General features: G+C 72.9%; 18 protein-coding genes. 11 read left to right on the plus strand and 7 right to left on the minus strand.

All coding sequences use genetic code 11. From position 1 onward, the window contains the following. Window positions 1-618 (minus strand): hypothetical protein (locus MNZ29_RS13300; RefSeq protein WP_277957286.1); only part of this gene is annotated, 618 nt, incomplete at its 3' end. A gap of 135 nt (window positions 619-753) precedes the next feature. Between MNZ29_RS13300 and MNZ29_RS13305 the strand changes: the two genes are divergently transcribed. Together MNZ29_RS13305 and MNZ29_RS13310 are read left to right on the plus strand one after the other, a co-directional pair. Then, a complete protein-coding gene (locus tag MNZ29_RS13305; protein ID WP_242339887.1) occupies window positions 754-1,551 on the plus strand; it encodes a hemerythrin domain-containing protein in 798 nt (265 codons plus the stop codon). Window positions 1,552-1,721: 170 nt separating this feature from the next. Then, window positions 1,722-1,907: a hypothetical protein gene (locus MNZ29_RS13310; protein WP_242339886.1), complete on the plus strand. Its 186-nt coding sequence runs from the start codon at window positions 1,722-1,724 to the stop codon at window positions 1,905-1,907. A gap of 29 nt (window positions 1,908-1,936) precedes the next feature. On the opposite strand, the gene MNZ29_RS13315 is transcribed toward MNZ29_RS13310, so the two are convergent. Further along, window positions 1,937-2,395, minus strand: a complete 459-nt coding sequence (locus MNZ29_RS13315; RefSeq protein WP_242339885.1) for a hypothetical protein — start codon at window positions 2,393-2,395, stop codon at window positions 1,937-1,939. Between the two features lie 155 nt (window positions 2,396-2,550). Here MNZ29_RS13315 and MNZ29_RS13320 point away from each other — a divergent pair, with 155 nt between their 5' ends. The 8 genes from MNZ29_RS13320 (at window position 2,551) to MNZ29_RS13355 (ending at window position 8,517) form a co-directional block, all read left to right on the plus strand. After that, the gene (locus tag MNZ29_RS13320; protein WP_242339884.1) at window positions 2,551-3,000 is read left to right on the plus strand and encodes a hypothetical protein; all 450 of its coding nucleotides are present in this window, start codon (window positions 2,551-2,553) and stop codon (window positions 2,998-3,000) included. A gap of 78 nt (window positions 3,001-3,078) precedes the next feature. Further along, window positions 3,079-3,573 (plus strand): asparaginase domain-containing protein, encoded by a 495-nt coding sequence (locus tag MNZ29_RS13325; RefSeq protein ID WP_242339883.1) that lies wholly within the window; start codon window positions 3,079-3,081, stop codon window positions 3,571-3,573. 49 nt (window positions 3,574-3,622) lie between these two features. After that, window positions 3,623-4,522 (plus strand): glutathione S-transferase, encoded by a 900-nt coding sequence (locus MNZ29_RS13330; RefSeq protein ID WP_242355538.1) that lies wholly within the window; start codon window positions 3,623-3,625, stop codon window positions 4,520-4,522. A 111-nt stretch (window positions 4,523-4,633) separates the two neighbouring features. Beyond that, window positions 4,634-4,900, plus strand: a complete 267-nt coding sequence (locus MNZ29_RS13335) for a hypothetical protein (protein ID WP_242339881.1) — start codon at window positions 4,634-4,636, stop codon at window positions 4,898-4,900. Window positions 4,901-4,957: 57 nt separating this feature from the next. After that, complete coding sequence (locus tag MNZ29_RS13340) at window positions 4,958-6,058, plus strand: winged helix DNA-binding domain-containing protein (protein ID WP_242339880.1); 1,101 nt, start codon at window positions 4,958-4,960, stop codon at window positions 6,056-6,058. A 74-nt stretch (window positions 6,059-6,132) separates the two neighbouring features. Next, the gene (locus tag MNZ29_RS13345; protein ID WP_242339879.1) at window positions 6,133-7,395 is read left to right on the plus strand and encodes a type II restriction endonuclease; all 1,263 of its coding nucleotides are present in this window, start codon (window positions 6,133-6,135) and stop codon (window positions 7,393-7,395) included. A 128-nt stretch (window positions 7,396-7,523) separates the two neighbouring features. Continuing rightward, window positions 7,524-8,042: a polymer-forming cytoskeletal protein gene (locus MNZ29_RS13350; protein ID WP_242339878.1), complete on the plus strand. Its 519-nt coding sequence runs from the start codon at window positions 7,524-7,526 to the stop codon at window positions 8,040-8,042. Window positions 8,043-8,076: 34 nt separating this feature from the next. Beyond that, entirely contained in the window at window positions 8,077-8,517 is a 441-nt protein-coding gene (locus MNZ29_RS13355) for a hypothetical protein (RefSeq protein ID WP_242339877.1), read from the plus strand. 127 nt (window positions 8,518-8,644) lie between these two features. Here MNZ29_RS13355 and MNZ29_RS13360 read toward each other — a convergent pair whose 3' ends face one another. Further along, entirely contained in the window at window positions 8,645-9,010 is a 366-nt protein-coding gene (locus tag MNZ29_RS13360; RefSeq protein WP_242339876.1) for a hypothetical protein, read from the minus strand. A gap of 228 nt (window positions 9,011-9,238) precedes the next feature. Here MNZ29_RS13360 and MNZ29_RS13365 point away from each other — a divergent pair, with 228 nt between their 5' ends. Then, the gene (locus MNZ29_RS13365) at window positions 9,239-10,138 is read left to right on the plus strand and encodes a hypothetical protein (protein ID WP_242339875.1); all 900 of its coding nucleotides are present in this window, start codon (window positions 9,239-9,241) and stop codon (window positions 10,136-10,138) included. Between the two features lie 273 nt (window positions 10,139-10,411). Here MNZ29_RS13365 and MNZ29_RS13370 read toward each other — a convergent pair whose 3' ends face one another. The 4 genes from MNZ29_RS13370 to hybA all read right to left on the minus strand — a co-directional run bounded on the left by MNZ29_RS13370 (window position 10,412) and on the right by hybA (window position 14,908). Then, a complete protein-coding gene (locus tag MNZ29_RS13370) occupies window positions 10,412-11,002 on the minus strand; it encodes a hemerythrin domain-containing protein (RefSeq protein ID WP_242355540.1) in 591 nt (196 codons plus the stop codon). A 110-nt stretch (window positions 11,003-11,112) separates the two neighbouring features. Beyond that, window positions 11,113-12,816, minus strand: a complete 1,704-nt coding sequence (locus tag MNZ29_RS13375; protein WP_242339873.1) for a nickel-dependent hydrogenase large subunit — start codon at window positions 12,814-12,816, stop codon at window positions 11,113-11,115. Further along, window positions 12,813-14,030 carry an NrfD/PsrC family molybdoenzyme membrane anchor subunit gene (gene nrfD, locus MNZ29_RS13380; RefSeq protein ID WP_242339872.1) on the minus strand — a complete coding sequence of 406 codons (1,218 nt, stop codon included), beginning with the start codon at window positions 14,028-14,030 and terminating at the stop codon, window positions 12,813-12,815. The genes MNZ29_RS13375 and nrfD overlap by 4 nt, the downstream gene beginning before the upstream one ends. Next, window positions 14,027-14,908, minus strand: a complete 882-nt coding sequence (hybA, locus tag MNZ29_RS13385) for a hydrogenase 2 operon protein HybA (protein WP_242339870.1) — start codon at window positions 14,906-14,908, stop codon at window positions 14,027-14,029. Before hybA ends, nrfD begins: the two co-directional genes overlap by 4 nt.

The raw sequence follows: 14,908 nt of genomic DNA on the forward strand, positions 1-14,908 counted from the left end.
CGCGCCGGCGGAGGCCTGCGGCGCCGGGGCGGCGTCCGCGTGCGCCTCGCCGGCCGGCGCGGACCGGCGCGACTCCGGGGAAGCGCCGGCGCGGCCCTCGTCCTCGAGCGGCTCGGCGCGGCGGAGCGGCGCGACGGGGCGGAGCTCGCGCTCGGGGAAGACCGCCACCCCGACGACGCCGACGTCGCGCGCATCGCCGGTGAGCGCCGCGTACGAGCGCGGCACGCTCGAGAAGCGGAACGCCGCGACGGACTCGCGGCTCGTCCGGAACCCGTCGATGGCCACCTCGGACCAGCCCTCCACGAGGTACCCCCGCTTCGTCCACGTCGCGGGACGTCCGTCGATCACGTCGCGGCCGTCGACCGACACGACCACCTCCACGCGGCGGCCGGAGTCGTTCCGCACACGCACGAGGTACCTCCCGCCGAGCGAGCCGAGGACGTAGGTGCGCCCGCGGTGGGAGAAGGTCGGCAGCGCCCTGCCCTCCTCGTCGGTGAGCTGGATGGAGTAGGGCCCGGCCTGCGCGGGCCGCTCCGGCGGACGGGCGGTGGCGCGGGCGCCGGGAACTGCGCACAGCAGGGCAAAGGCAGCGGCGAGGACGTGTACACGGACGTGCATGGTCGGCTCCTCTCTCTCGCGAGGTGAACGGACGAGCGGGCGAAAGGATCTACGGACGCCGTCCGGGTGACACGGGGGCATGCGCGACGCGGATGACGCGTTGCGTCCGCCGGGCGAGGTGCGGACATTCGCGCCATGCCCACGCCACGCGACGCCGTAGCCGTGCTCGAGGACGATCACCGTGAGGTCGAGGAGCTCTTCCAGGCCTTCGAGCGCTCCCGGAGCGCCACGCACCGGGAGGACCTCGCCGCGAGGATCGTCCGCGAGCTCTCGATCCACGCCTCGATAGAGGAGCAGCTCGTCTACCCGCGCGTGCGGCAGGTGGTCGACGGCGCGTCCAAGGAGCCGGCGGTCCTCGTCGCCCTCGAGGAGCACCACGTCGCGAAGCTCGCGCTCACCGAGATCCGCACCCTGCGGGCGACCGACCCTCGCTTCGACGCCAAGGTCCGCGTGCTCATCGCGAGCGTGCGCCACCACGTCGAGGAGGAGGAGCGCGACCTCCTTCCTGCGATGGAGCGCGCCTACACGACGGAGGAGCTGCGAGAGCTCGGCGCCGCGCTCGAGCGCGCGAAGCGGATCGCTCCGACGCGGCCCCATCCCTTCGCGCCGGACGAGCCGCCCGGCGCCATGTTCGCAGGGCTCGCCGCCGGCGCCCTCGACCGCAGCCGCGACGGCCTGGCCCAGCTCGTCGACATGGCGGTGGACATGAGCCGGCAGCTCGTGGACTCGGCGCTCCGCCGTGGCGAGGACGCGGTGCGCCGCGCGCGCGGGCGCCTCACGCGCAGGCTCGAGGAGGCGCGGGCGGAGGTGCAGCCCGAGGCGGTCGAGCGGCGGATACGGCGCGGCGTGCGCGCGGCCCGGCGCGCTCAGCAGCGGATCGGCGAGGGCGTAGAGGAGGTCGGTCGCGAGCTCCAGCCGGAAGCCGCGCAGTAGCGTCGCGCGCCCGCGCCCGGGGTCCGACCGCGCCCTACCCGGCCGCGCCTCGGCGCACTCGCGCGCCCTTGTGGCTCCTCGGCCGCCCGTGCGAGGTTCCCGGCCCGGCTGCCCGCCTCACGGTGCAGCCGCGTCCTCGTTCCTCGCCCGGGAAGGGCTCCGGAGCCCGCATGAAGACCCTCGTCGCCTCCGTCATGGCCGTCGCGCTCCTCGGAACCGGCTGCATCGTCCACGGCGGCCCGGTCTACCGCCGGTCCAGCAGCGGCGCCGTGGCTGCGCCCGCGAAGAGCTGCCCGCCCGGTCACCGCTGGAGCGACGGCCGCTGCCACTCCAAGGGCAAGGGGCACGACCGGTAGCGCGGCAGCGCGCCGCCTACGGGGTCGGCTCAGCCGGTCGCGCCGCGCCAGCGGAGAAAGGCCGCGGACCGCCTCCGCGCGCGCGCACGCCACAGCTGCGCGAGCGAGAGCGCGAGGCCCGCGGCGAGGAGCACGAGCATCCCGCGGAGATACGCGTCGTTGATGGGGGTGCGCGGCGCGAGCCCGAGCGCGAGCGCCCCGAATCCTGCGAGCGCGCCGGTGAGCGCGACGAGCTGCGCGGACACGGCGGCGCGCCAGCAGCGCCACGAGCCCGCGAGCAGCGAGTAGCCCGCCCACAGGAGGACGAGGCCGCAGAGCCCCTCGACGACGGTGGCGAGGGGGATGGGCGGCTCCTCGATCCGGAGGGCGCCGAGCGCGAGCGGGTGCCCGTGGTGGGCAGCGGCGAAGACGAGGAACGTCGTCGCCTCGGCGACCAGGATGAGGCCGAACAAGGCGGCCCCGGGCGTCGTCCGGCGCGGTGTTGCCATCCCTCCTCCTCCCCGAGCCGGCTCCTGGAGCGCGAACGGCTCGCCTGGAGATCGTAAGCACGACGCGCCGCGTGGGACCCGGGAGGTCGCCCGGCGCCCGTGGCCCAGGCGATCGGGGAGACGGCCGGTGCATGGGGATGTGCTAGCGTCACCGCGTGCTCCGCCGCCCCCCGCAGAGCGTCGTCCTGGCGATCGCCTCGGCCGGCGTCGTCGGCGCCGAGGCCCTGGCGCTGGGCGTCTGGTGCGTCCGGCTCCTCGGGCAGGGTGAGGCGATGCTGCGCTCCGCCGCGACCGCGGTCCTGTGCCTCCTCGTCGCGGGCGGGATCGTCGCGTTCATCCGCGGTGCGCTCCTCCAGCGCCCCGACGTCCGCATGACTGCGGTCGGCTGGACCATGCCGATCGCGGCGTGCCTGGGCGTGTTCGCGATGCTCATCGGGCTCGTGGCCGCGCTGCTCTCGGCCCGCACGGCCGCGCTCCCCCTGCTCGCGTTCGCGCTCGTGGTGGTCCTGCCGATCGGGACGATCGGCGTCGCGCTCCTGCGCCCGTCGGCGCGCGCGTGGTTCGACGCCGGCGCCGAGCGGGAGAGACGGTCCCGCCGCGCCTGAGGCCCCGGCTGGCCTGGTCGTCTCGTGCGGCTGGCGGCCCCCCGTGCGCCTGTCCGCGTTCCGCAATATCCTGCGGGCATGGCGACCGAGCCCATCCGACTGTTCGTGACCGGCGGCACCTTCGACAAGGAGTACGACGAGCTGACCGGGCGCCTGTACTTCAAGGACACGCACGTCCACGAGATGCTGCGGCTCGCGCGCTGCCGCGTCGAGACGCGCGTGCGGACGCTCATGATGATCGACAGCCTCGACATGACCGACGCGGATCGCCGCGCGATCGTCGAGAACTGCCGGAGCGCCGCCGAGCAGCGCCTCGTGATCACGCACGGGACGGACACCATGGCCGAGACCGCCCGCGCGCTCCTGGACGCGGGGCTCGGCAAGACGATCGTCCTGACCGGCGCGATGGTCCCCTACGCGTTCGGCTCCTCGGACGGGCTCTTCAACCTCGGCAGCGCGATCTCGTTCGCGCAGGTGCTGCCGCCCGGCGTCTACGTCGCGATGAACGGCCGCGTCTTCCCGGGCGACCACGTCCGGAAGAACCGGCAGAGCGGCATCTTCGAGGAGGTGTGACCCGCCCGGGCGCTCGCGCCCCGGAGCCGCCCGAGGGAACGTCCGGGCCATGGCTCCTTCCGAACCGCGATGGGAACTCCTCTACTGGCCGGGCCTCCAGGGCCGCGGCGAGTTCGTCCGGCTCGCGTTCGAGGACGCGGGCGTCCCGTACGACGACGTGGGGCGCATGCCCGACTCGGAGGGCGGCGGCGCCGCCGCGATCGAGCGGCTGCTCGAGGAGCCCGGGCCGTGGCTCACACCGCTCGGGCCCCCGGCGCTCCGGCACGGCGAGGTCCTCGTCGCGCAGACCGCCGCGATCCTGCAGTACCTCGCGCCGCGCATCGGCGTCGTCCCGGAGGACGAGGCGAGCCGGCTGCGCGCGCACCAGATCCAGCTCACGATCGCCGATCTCGTCGCCGAGACCCATTCCACGCATCACCCCGTCGCGACCTCCCTCTACTACGAGGCCCAGCGGCGCGAGGCGAAGCGCAACGCGGAGGCGTTCGTGCGCGAGCGCATCCCGCTCTTCCTGCGGTACCTCGATCGCGCGCTCGACTCGAACCCCGCCGGCGGCGGGAGGTGGCTCGTCGGGAGCGACTGCAGCTACGCCGATCTCTCGACGTTCCAGATCATCGCCGGGCTCCGCTACGCGTTCCCGAACGCGATGCGCCAGCACGAGCGGAGCTTCCCCCGGCTCGCCGCCCTGCACGACGCCGTCGCCGCGCGACCGCGCATCGCGGCGTACCTCGCGTCCGACCGCCGCCTCCCTTTCAACGAGTGGGGCATCTTCCGGCACTACCCGGAGCTCGATCTCGGAACCGCGGCCCGGACCGGCCGCGCGCGCGCCCGGAAGGCGGGCCCGATGAAGGCCGCAGCCCGCTCGAAGATCGTGCGCCGCGCGCCCGCCGGGAAGTCTCGCGCCGCTGCGACCGTCCGCGGCAAGGGTCGGAAGCCACGGCGGGAGGCGTGAGGCGGACCGGGCGGGCGGACCCGCGCGAGGGACCCCATTCGAACTCTTTCCGCGCAGTGACGTTCGCGGCCAACTCACCACCTCGAAGGCCACCCGAACCCGGAGTTGACCATGAAGCGGATCGCCCTCGCCCTCCTCCTCGGCTCGCTCGCCACCCCCGCCCTCGCCGCGACGAAGACCTACCAGGTGACCGGTCCGGTCCTCGAGGTCACCGAGGACAGCGTCACCGTCCAGAAGGGCAAGGAGAAGTGGGAGATCGCCCGCACGCCCGACACGAAGATCACGGGCGAGGTGAAGAAGGGCGAGAAGGTGACGGTCGAGTACCGGATGACGGCGACCAGCGTGGAGGCGAAGCCGGCGGGCAAGGCGAAGAAGTAGCGCGCGACGTTCGGTGAAGGTGCGGCGGCGGCGCGGGCGCGCCGCTATCTTCCTCGCGTGCCCGGCCGCCCGCTCTCGCTCCGCGCCCTGAACCGCGCCACCCTCGCGCGCCAGCTGCTCCTCGCCCGCCAGCGCGTCCCCGTGCTCCGCGCCATCGAGCGGCTCGCCGGCCTGCAGGCGCAGCTCGCGCGACCGCCGTTCATCGGCCTCTGGTCGCGGGTCGAGGGGTTCCGCCGCGAGGAGCTGAGGCGGCTCGTCGCGTCGCGGGCGGTGGTCCGCGGGCCGCTCATGCGCGCGACGCTCCACCTCGTCACCGCCGCGGACTTCCTCGCCTTCCGCGGTCCCCTCCAGCCCGCCCTGGACGCCGCGTCCAGGATCGTCGCGGACCGCCTCGTGAACGTGGACCTCGCGCGGGTGATCGCCGCGGCCCGCGCGCTTTTCGAGGAGGAGCCGCGGACCTTCGACGAGCTCCGGCCGCTGCTCGGCGCGCGGTTCCCGGGGGTGGACCTTCGCGCGCTGGCCTACGCCGTGCGCACCCAGCTCCCGCTCGTGCAGGTCCCGAGCGAGGACGCGTGGGCGTTCCATGGCTCGGGGCGCTTCGCGGTGGCGGAGGCGTGGCTCGGTGAGGCGATCCCGGACGAGCGCTCCCCGGAGGCGCTCGCCGTCCGCTACCTCGCCGCGTTCGGCCCCGCGACCGCGGCGGACCTGCAGGCGTGGTCGGGCCTCGGGAGGCTCGACGGCGCGCTCGCGGCGATCCGGCCGAAGCTGCGGAGCTTCCGCGACGAGGACGGGCGGGAGCTCCTCGATCTCCCCCGCGCTCCCCGTCCGCCGGAGGACACGCCCGCGCCCGTGCGGTTCCTGCCGGAGTGGGACAACCTGCTGCTCGCCCACGCCGACCGTCGCCGCGTCGTGGCCGAGGCGCACCGGAAGGCGCTCACCACGAAGAACCTGGTCGTGCCTCCGACCTTCCTGGTGGACGGGTTCGCCGCCGGCAGGTGGCGGATCGCGGGCACCGGCAAGCGCACGAAGCTCGAGCTCGAGCCGTTCGCGCCGCTGCCGAGACGCACGCGGGACGCGCTCGAGGAAGAGGGCGAGCGGCTCGTCGGGTTCGTGGTGAACGACGAGGAGGCGGCTCGCGCGCGGGGGCGGCGGGGGTGACCGCGACCTCGACCGCCGGCGCGCGCTCCGGCGACCGTCATCGCAATGGCGCGCGTGAGAAGTAGACTCCCGGAATGACCACCTCCCCGCTCCGCGACCTCGTCGCACGCTGGCGCGACGATCCCGGCGGCACCTACCGCACCTGGTTCACGTGGGACGAGCGGCTCAAGAACTTCCGCTCCATTCGCCGCGGCATCGAGAAGGTCGTCGCGGAGATCGAGGCGGGCGCGTTCGGCAACGTCTACAAGGGCTCGTCCCTCGAGACCGCCGTCGGCGCGATCGCCGAGCAGCGCCAGATCTTCAAGGGCGCCGACCACGCGTTCCTTTGGAAGCCCAAGCTCCGCATTCCCGACATCTACGAGGACCGCGAGAACCAGCTCGCTTTCGGCCGGTTCCTCGGTGCCTGCCTGTGCTGCGGCGGCGAGGAGGCGCTGCTCGCCGAGGTCCGCCGGCTCGCCGCTCGCCGGATCAAGGGGCTGGGCCCCGCCGCGGCGAACCTCCTCTACTTCCTGCACCCCACGCTCGCGCTGCCCTTCAACACCGCCATCGTGAACGGCTACAACGCGCTCGCGGGCGCGAAGGTGAAGCTCGGGCGGTGGGACGACTACCTCGCGCTCCGCGAGGGCGCGCTCCGGCTCGTGGCCGAGCACCGGGACCTCCTCTCGAACGACCTCGGCGCCGTGGCAGGCCTCCTGTTCGACGTCGGCTCGGGCCGCTACCGCGCGCCGCCGCGCGCCGACGACGCAGCCGCGCTCACCGCCTGGCAGGCGGATCTCGCGAAGGTGCGCGAGGAGAGCGCGAAGGAGCGGAAGACGCGGGAGGCCGCGTCGGCAGGCGACCGGACTCACACCGAGATCCAGGCCTGGCTGCGCGACCTGGGGCGCGCGCTCGGCTATGGGGTGTGGATCGCGTCGAACGATCGAAACCGGCCCTGGGGGGATGGCCGCCTGTGCGATGGATGCCTCGCGGAGCTGCCGCCGTCACTCGCGGGCGGCGCCGGATCGGGGTTCATCCCGCTCATCGACGTCCTCTGGCTGGAGCCAGGATCCGGCCGCGTCGAGGCTGCCTTCGAGGTGGAGCACACCACGACGATCCAGACGGGCGTGATGCGCATGCTCGATCTCGCCGAGACGCAGGCGGGAGGCCTCCGCGGGATCTTCCTGGTCGCGCCGGACGATCGCGAGGACGACGTGCGGCGGCAGCTCTCCCGCCCGGCGTTCCGACGGATCGGCGAGCTCGACGTTCGCTGGCTCCCCTACGGCGAGCTCGCGCGGAACCGGGAGGCGATGGCGCGGTTCGGGACCGGCCTGAAGGCAGTGGCGAGGCGGCTCGGCTGAAGGGCGGTGGAACGTCCAGGCGCGCGAGCACGCTCCTCGAGCCGGGATCGACCCTCGTCTGGGTGTGAACGTCGCGGGCGAAATATCGCTGTCGGACCCGCGTACGATTTCTCGCCCCGGAGGTCCCCATGCGCGTATTTCCGATCGTGGCGTCCCTCGCTGTCACCATGCCCCTCGTGCTCGCCGTCGCGCCCGCAGCCGCGATCGCCGCCGACACGAAGCGCAGCTGCGACGTGGAGATCACCGGCAAGGACGAGATCGTCCGGAGCGGCGACGTCGTGGTCTCCGCCGGCGAGCACCCCCGGCACGTCGTCGCGCTGAGCGGGAGCGTACGCGTCAAGAGGGGCGCGACCGTCGACGAGGCCGTCGCGCTCGGTGGAGACGTCGTCATCGAGAGCGACGCTGCGGTCACGGGCGACGTCACCGCCGTGGGCGGGAACGTCCGCCTCGAGAAGGGCGCGCGCGTCGAGGGGAACGCGACCACCGTCGGCGGCAAGCTGCTCGTCGCGCAGGGGGCTGCGCTCCAGGGGGAGCGCCACTCCGTGGAAGCCATGATCGACGGGGAGAGCCTGGCGCAGCGCGTCGTCGGGGCCGTGTCGGCCGCGCTGCGCGACGCGGACTGCCACGTCCGGATCCGCAAGGAGTAGGGGCCGCACGCGCGCGGCGTGATAGGACCGTCGCATGCCGCTCTTCTCGCGCCGCCTGCCGCACGTCCTCACGCAGAAGGATCTCGTCCTGCTGCTCGCGCCGACCTATGCGGCGGCGCGCAGCGTGGACGAAGAGGAGGCACAGGACCGCCTCGCGCAGGCGCTCGCCGTGCCGGCGGCGCTGGACGACGTGTACCGCGGGTTCTCGGAGGCGCTCCGCGCGCTCCAGGGCCCGCGGACGACCGAGGACCAGCTCATGGACAAGCTCTCCGCGGGCGTGCTCGCGCGCCGCGCGCGCGCCAAGCCTGCCCCGGCGACGCCGGCCGTCTCGGCGGTGCTCGTGCGGCTCGACCTCGAGATCGGCCTCGCCGCCGAGGCGATGCGCGGGACGCTCGCCACGCCGCGCGGCAAGGCGCTGCTCGACGAGGGGCTGCGTACGCTCGGCGCGCACGTCGTGAAGGATTTGCTGAAGTAAGAGGCACGTTCACCGGCCGACGCGCCCCCGCGACCCCAGAGCGACCGCCCGACGACGGCCCGGCTGAGGACGATCGGGCGCCGAGTGGCGCGAGCGCGGCCGGGAGGTCGACCGCGCTCGCGAGCCGCTACTTCCCGCCGTGCTCCTCGTGAAGCTTGCGAATCTGCGCCTCGCTGAGCTTCGTCAGCTTCACCGCCTTCGCGTCCTTCCGCTCGGCCTCCGGCACCTTGTTGATCGCGTCCTCGGGGCTCTTCGCCTCGGTGGTGAGGTACATCGTGTGGTCGCCCGACATGCAGCCCCACTCCGCCTTGCCGAGCAGCTTCTTGTCCTTCGCGACCTCGTCCATCCGCGCGAGGCACTCCTCCGGCGTGTGCTTCACCGTCACGAGGTACTTGCCCTTCCCCTCTCCTGCCATCGTGGTGTCGGCCGCCAGGCTCGGCGCCGCCGCGATGAAGAGCGCCGCGATCGTCGTCGTCCACAGGGCGAGCTTCATGAGCGTCTCCTCCTTTCACGCGCCCCCATACGCCTCCCTCCCGCCCGGCGCACGCCCACGACCGCGACGCCCGAAGGGCTGGGAGGCGCCTGGAGCGTGCACCCGACCGAGAGTACCGCTCCGCGGACCGACCGCCCGCGGCGCGGTCTCTCCTGCCGACCGCTCCTCCGAATGGCTCGCAACAACATGTCCCGGCGGCGGCACGATGCCTGCTTTGCCGCCGTTCTCATGACTGCTCCTCGCCGCGTTTTGCCAGGCACCGTCTACCTGATCACGCGGCGCTGCTCGGAACGCCGCTTCTTCCTTCGCCCGTCCAAGATCATCAACGAGATCTTCCTCTACGTCCTCGCCCTCGCAGCCCGTCGCCACGGCGTCCTCGTCCACGTGTTCTGCGTCCTCTCCAACCACGCGCACCTCATCGTCACCGATCCCGAAGGACGCCTCCCGGCTTTCATGCAGTACCTGGACTCTCTCGTCGCACGCGCGGTGAACGCCTCGCTCGGCCGCTTCGAAAGCTTCTGGGCGACCGACGGGAGCTACAGTGCGGTCGAGCCGCTCGATGCTGAGGACGTCCTCGCGAAGGCTGCGTACGTGCTCGCCAATCCCGTCGCCGCCGGACTCGTCAGGCGGGGCGCGGAGTGGCCGGGTCTCTGGACTGCCCCAGAGCAGATCGGGACCATCAAGCTCGTGGCCCGAAGGCCGAGCTTCTTCTTCGACCCCAAAGGCTACCTCCCGGAGACTGTCGAGCTCGAGCTCTCAGCCCCGCCGGGCTTCGCCTCTGCGGACGAGTTCCGTGCCTCGCTCTCGGCCGCCGTGCAGGAGCTCGAGAAGAGGCACCACCAGGAGATCGCCACCAAGGGCCGCCGGTTCGTCGGCGTCACGCGGGTGCTGGCGCAGAACCCGTTTGCGAGCCCGCCTGCCGGAGAGCCTCGCTTCGAGCTCAAGCCCCGGATTGCCGCGCGCGACAAGTGGAAGAGGATCGAGGGCCTCCTCCGCCTCCGGTCCTTCCTCGTCGAGTACCGGCAGGCCTTGGTCGAGTGGAGCTCGGGTGTGCGGACCGTGGTCTTCCCCGCCGGCACCTACCACCTGCGCCTTTTCCACGGCGTGCGGTGCGCCGGCGCAGCGTAGGATCCGCTCTCGCTCACGGACTCAGTGGGTCGGTTCCGCGCGCTTCCATGGCAGGGGTGCGCGCGCAGCCAGCGAAACTCGCGTCCACAGCCCGAAAGCGCGTCGAAACGTCACTCGCAGGCGGGCGTGAGTCGCCGGACTGCCTAACCATGACGCCGAGATTGCGCATCGAGCGCCCTCTCCTGCCGTATCCGCCGCTGGTTACTCTCGGTCTGGCCGAATACTCTCGAATACTCTCGGTCTGGCCGAACGAAGCGAAGCGAAGCGAAGAGGTCAGCGCGAACCCCTCGCCCTGACCGCGTCTCCCACCAGGAGCGCCGCCGGGTAGAACACCTGCTCCTCGGTGCGCGCGTGGAGCTGGAGGTCCTTCGCGAGCTGCTCGACCTTCGCGTTCCCCGCCTTCCTCGCCGTGGCCTCGAGCTTCTTCGCCGCGGCGCCGATGGCCTCGTGCTCCTTCAGCATCTTCGGGAGCTCCTCGCGGAGCGCGTCGGTGAGCTTCAAGACCTCCGCCATCTTCGCGTCGTACTTCCCGGCCGCGAGCGGCTCGAGCAGCGCGAGGGGCGGAAGCGCGATCTCCTCCTCCCGGACGAAGTGCGGGTGGAGCACCTCGGCGAGCGCTCGCGCGGCCTGCCCGACCGCCGCAGGTGCCTTCGTCGCGCGCACGAGCTCCTCGTGGATCTTCGCGTGCTCTGCGCGCATGGAGTCCGGGATCTGGAACGGCGCCGCTGCGTGAGGTGCCTCGGCCTCCTGCCCGTGCTGCGCAGCGGCCGGTCGCGCGTGCGCGGCGGCCGCCAGCACGAGGGCAGGAGCGATCGACGTCCAGGAGAGCAGCCGGCGGGCTCGAACGGGCTTCCCATCGCGCATGGCAGGACCTCCGCGTGTCGTGTAACCACACGGCGCCCACGGGCGCGCGGATCCTTGCCGCACTCCGACGAACGAACCGACGTGGGTGAGCGCGGCCGGTCGGTGACGCCCTACCCCACCCTGACCGTCCCGAGCTCGGTCCCTTCCCCGTCCACCGTGTGGACCGCGCAGGCGAGGCATGGATCGAAGGAGTGAATGGTCCGCAGCGCCTCGAGGGGCAGCTTGGGGTCGGCGATCGGATTCCCGACCAGCGCCGCCTCGTACGGCCCGGCCTGCCCCTTCCCGTCCCTCGGCCCGGCGTTCCAGGTCGACGGCACCACCGCCTGGTAGTTCTTGATCGCGCCGTCCTCGATGACGACCCAGTGCGACAGCGCCCCGCGCGGCGCCTCGTGGAACCCGAACCCCCGCACCTCGTTCTTCGGGAAGGTCGGCGCGTTGAACACCGCCGTGTCGCCCCGGCCGATGTTCTCGACGAGGAGCTGCCAGTGCTTGAGGGCGAGCTCGGCGAGGACCGCGGTCCGGATGGCGCGCGCGGCGTGGCGGCCGAGCGTGGAGTGGAGCACGGCCGGTGTGAGCTTCGCGCCCGCCACCGTCCCGGCCACGTCGAGGCAGCGGTCGGCCCAGAAGCGGATGCGCGGGTGGCCGAGCGCGTAGCCGACGAGCACCTGCGCCAGCGGACCGACCTGCATCGGCCTGTCCTGGAAGCGCGGCGCCTTCACCCACGAGTACTTCCCCTCCGGCTGCCAGTCCTGGACCTTCGGGACCGTCTCCTCCGCGAACGGACTCTTCTGCCAGTCCCCTTCGTAGAACGATCGCGCGATCGACTCCGTGACGTTGTCGCGGAAGTACGGATCGCTGAACGAGGAGAAGGGCCGCGCGGTGGAGAGGTCGCCCGCCATGATCGTCCCGCCGGGCAGATCGAACTTCGTCCCGGGCGCGTCGATGGGCAGGTCGGGGACGGAGAGGTAGCTCGTCACGCCCGCGCCGTGGCGCAGCCAGTCGGGGTACATACCGGCCACCGCGCAGACGTCGGCGAAGTACGCCTGGTGCACGAACGCCTGCACCTCCTCGAGCAGCGTCTTCACCTGGTACAGCTTCTCCATGTTGAGCGCGGCGGGGCTGTCCAGGTTGATCGCGTTCGCGACGCCGCCGACGGCGAGGTTCTGGATGTTGGGCGTCTTGCCGCCGAGGATCGCGACCGCCTGGTTCGCCTTGCGCTGCACGTCGAGCGCCTGCAGGTAGTGCGCGACCGCGAGGAGGTTCACCTCCGGCGAGAGGCGCATCGCCGGGTGACCCCAGTAGCCGTTCCGGAAGATCCCGAGCTGCCCCGCCTTCACGAAGCCGTCGAGCTTGGCCTTCACGGCCGCGAGGGCGGCCCGCGAGTTCCCCGGCCAGGACGAGAGGCTCCCGCCGAGCGCGGCGGCCTTCGCCGGATCGGCCTCGAGCGCGCGCGTCACGTCCACCCAGTCGAGCGCGGAGAGCTGGTAGAAGTGCACCACGTGGTCGTGCAGCGCGTGGGCGGCGACGAGCAGGTTGCGGATGAGCTGCGCGTTCAGCGGGATCGGCAGCCCGAGCGCGTTCTCCACCGCGCGCACCGACGCGATCGCGTGGACAGTCGTGCACACCCCGCAGATGCGCTGGGTGAACACCCACGCGTCACGGGGGTCGCGGCCCTTCAGGATGAGCTCCATCCCGCGCCACATCGTGCCGCTCGACCAGGCCTTGCGGACGGCGCCGCCGTCCACCTCGATGTCGATGCGCAGGTGCCCCTCGATCCGGGTGACCGGGTCGATCGTGATGCGCTGGCTCGTCATGATGCCGCTCCTTCCTGGACCCCGGCGGGCAGGCGCTCCGCCGCGGCGACGCTCACGCCGGCGAGGATCGGGAAGCGCCGCACCGCCACGATGTAGAGCATCGTCTCGGTGGCGATGAAGCCGAGGGTGATGAGGATCTCCCCGAGCGACGGGAAGTACCGCCAGCCGTGGCCCGGCTGAAAGGCGACCAGGAACGCGTCGATGCGGTAGAGCGCGCCGCCGGCGAGCGCGAGGAGCGCCGCCTGGAGCTGGGTGACCGGGCTCGCGTGGACCCACTGCTGCAGGAAGAGTCCCGCCGCGGAGAGGAGGAGCAGCGTCTCGGCCCAGAAGAAGAACGACAGCGTCCCCGAGGTGACGGTGAGGCCCAGGCGCCCGGCGCCCATCAGCCCGGCGAACCGCACCGCGACGAAGGCGAGGATCACGCCCGCGATGAACACGCCGAGCGAGCCGAGCAGCCGCGTCTCGAGCGGCCGCCCGAACGCGGCGCTCGAGAAGATCGTCTCGAAGTACAGCACGGCGTAGCCCATGCCGAACGCGGTGAGGAGGAAGAGCAGCGGCAGCGCGCCGGTGTGCCACAGCGGGTGGACCTTCGTGCCGGCGACGACGAGCAGCGAGCCGAGGCTCGACTGGTGCATCGTGGGGAGCACGAGCCCCAGCGCGATCACGAAGGGCAGCGCGCGCGAGAGCCGCGGCAGCCAGCGCGCCGCGAACGCCTCGCGCCGCAGATGCCTCCCGCGGGCCCAGCGCTCGAGCAGGGCCGGCGAGAGCTCCACGAGGAGCACCGCCAGGTACGCCATGATGCAGAGCGCGACCTCGAGGAGGATCGAGCTCGTGTTCCAGCGCCACGGCATGAGCGGGACCTTCCACAGCGCCCAGTAGCGGCCGACGTCGAACATGACCGCGATGCCCGCGACGGAGTAGCCGAGCGCGCTCGTCAGGATCGCCGGCCGGACGAGCGGGTGATAGCGGCCGCGGTTCAGGACGAAGACGAGGAGCGCGATGGCGTACCCGCCGCTCGCGAGCCCGGTCCCCACCACCACGTCGAAGGCGATCCAGAGCCCCCACGGATAGCCGTCGTTCATCGCGGTGACCGCGCCGAGCCCCCGCGTGAACCGCACGACGCCGACCGCGGTCGCCGCGGCCCACAGGACCAGCATGACCTTGAAGGTCGGCGTGAGGAGCCGCCCTCCCACCGCGCGCGCTCCCGACGTCATGGCTCCTCCTCCCCGCCGCCGCTCGCGCGCCGGTTGCGCCAGGTGACCCAGGCGAGCGCCCCGAAGAGCGCCACCGGCGCGACGAAGCCCTGATAGATGCCGTGCTGGATCGTCTCGCCGAGCGCGGGCACCGGCTCCGGCCCCAGGGCTGGCAGGCCGAGCGCCGTGAACGGCAAGGCGGAGAGGACGAGCACGCCCGTGCCGCCCCCCTCGCGCTCGCCGTACACCCCGCCGCGGTAGCGCCCCGGCTCCGCGTCGAGCCGCCGGTGCGCCTCGGCGCGAAGCTCGGCGCGCGTGCCGAACACCACCGCGTCTCGCGGACAGGCCTCGGCGCAGGCCGCGCCCTTGCCCTCGCGCCAGCGGTGCCGGCAGAGCTCGCACTTCACGATGCGCGGCGTCGCGGACGACCACTGGAAGCGGGGCACGTTGAACGGGCAGGCCACCTGGCAGTAGCGGCAGCCGACGCAGCGGTCCACGTCGTACGCCACCACGCCGCGCTCGCCCTTGTGGAGCGCGCCGAGCATGCACACGGAGACGCAGGCGGGGTCCGCGCAGTGCATGCACTGCGCCTTCACGTACGCGTCGCCCGGCCCGTCGCCCGTTCGCTTGATGATCGTGAGCGTCCGGTCGTTCAGATCGAGCGGCGCGTCGTAGGGCGCGCCGTCCACGAGCTTCACGTCCTCCGGGAGGGCGTTCGCCTCGCGGCAGCGCGCGACGCAGCCGCGGCAGCCGACGCAGCGGGTCGAGTCGAAGAGGAGCCCGAGATCGTCCCCGTGCGGCGGCTTCGGGGCGCGGGCCGAGGCGGGCGCGGGGGCCGCGGCCAGCGCGGCGGCGCCGCCGAGCGTCCCGAGGACGGTGCGTCGGGAGACGGTCGGCAT

The sequence above is a fragment of the Anaeromyxobacter sp. SG64 genome (assembly GCF_022690745.1).
GTDB classification, from domain to species: Bacteria; Myxococcota; Myxococcia; order Myxococcales; family Anaeromyxobacteraceae; genus Anaeromyxobacter; species Anaeromyxobacter soli.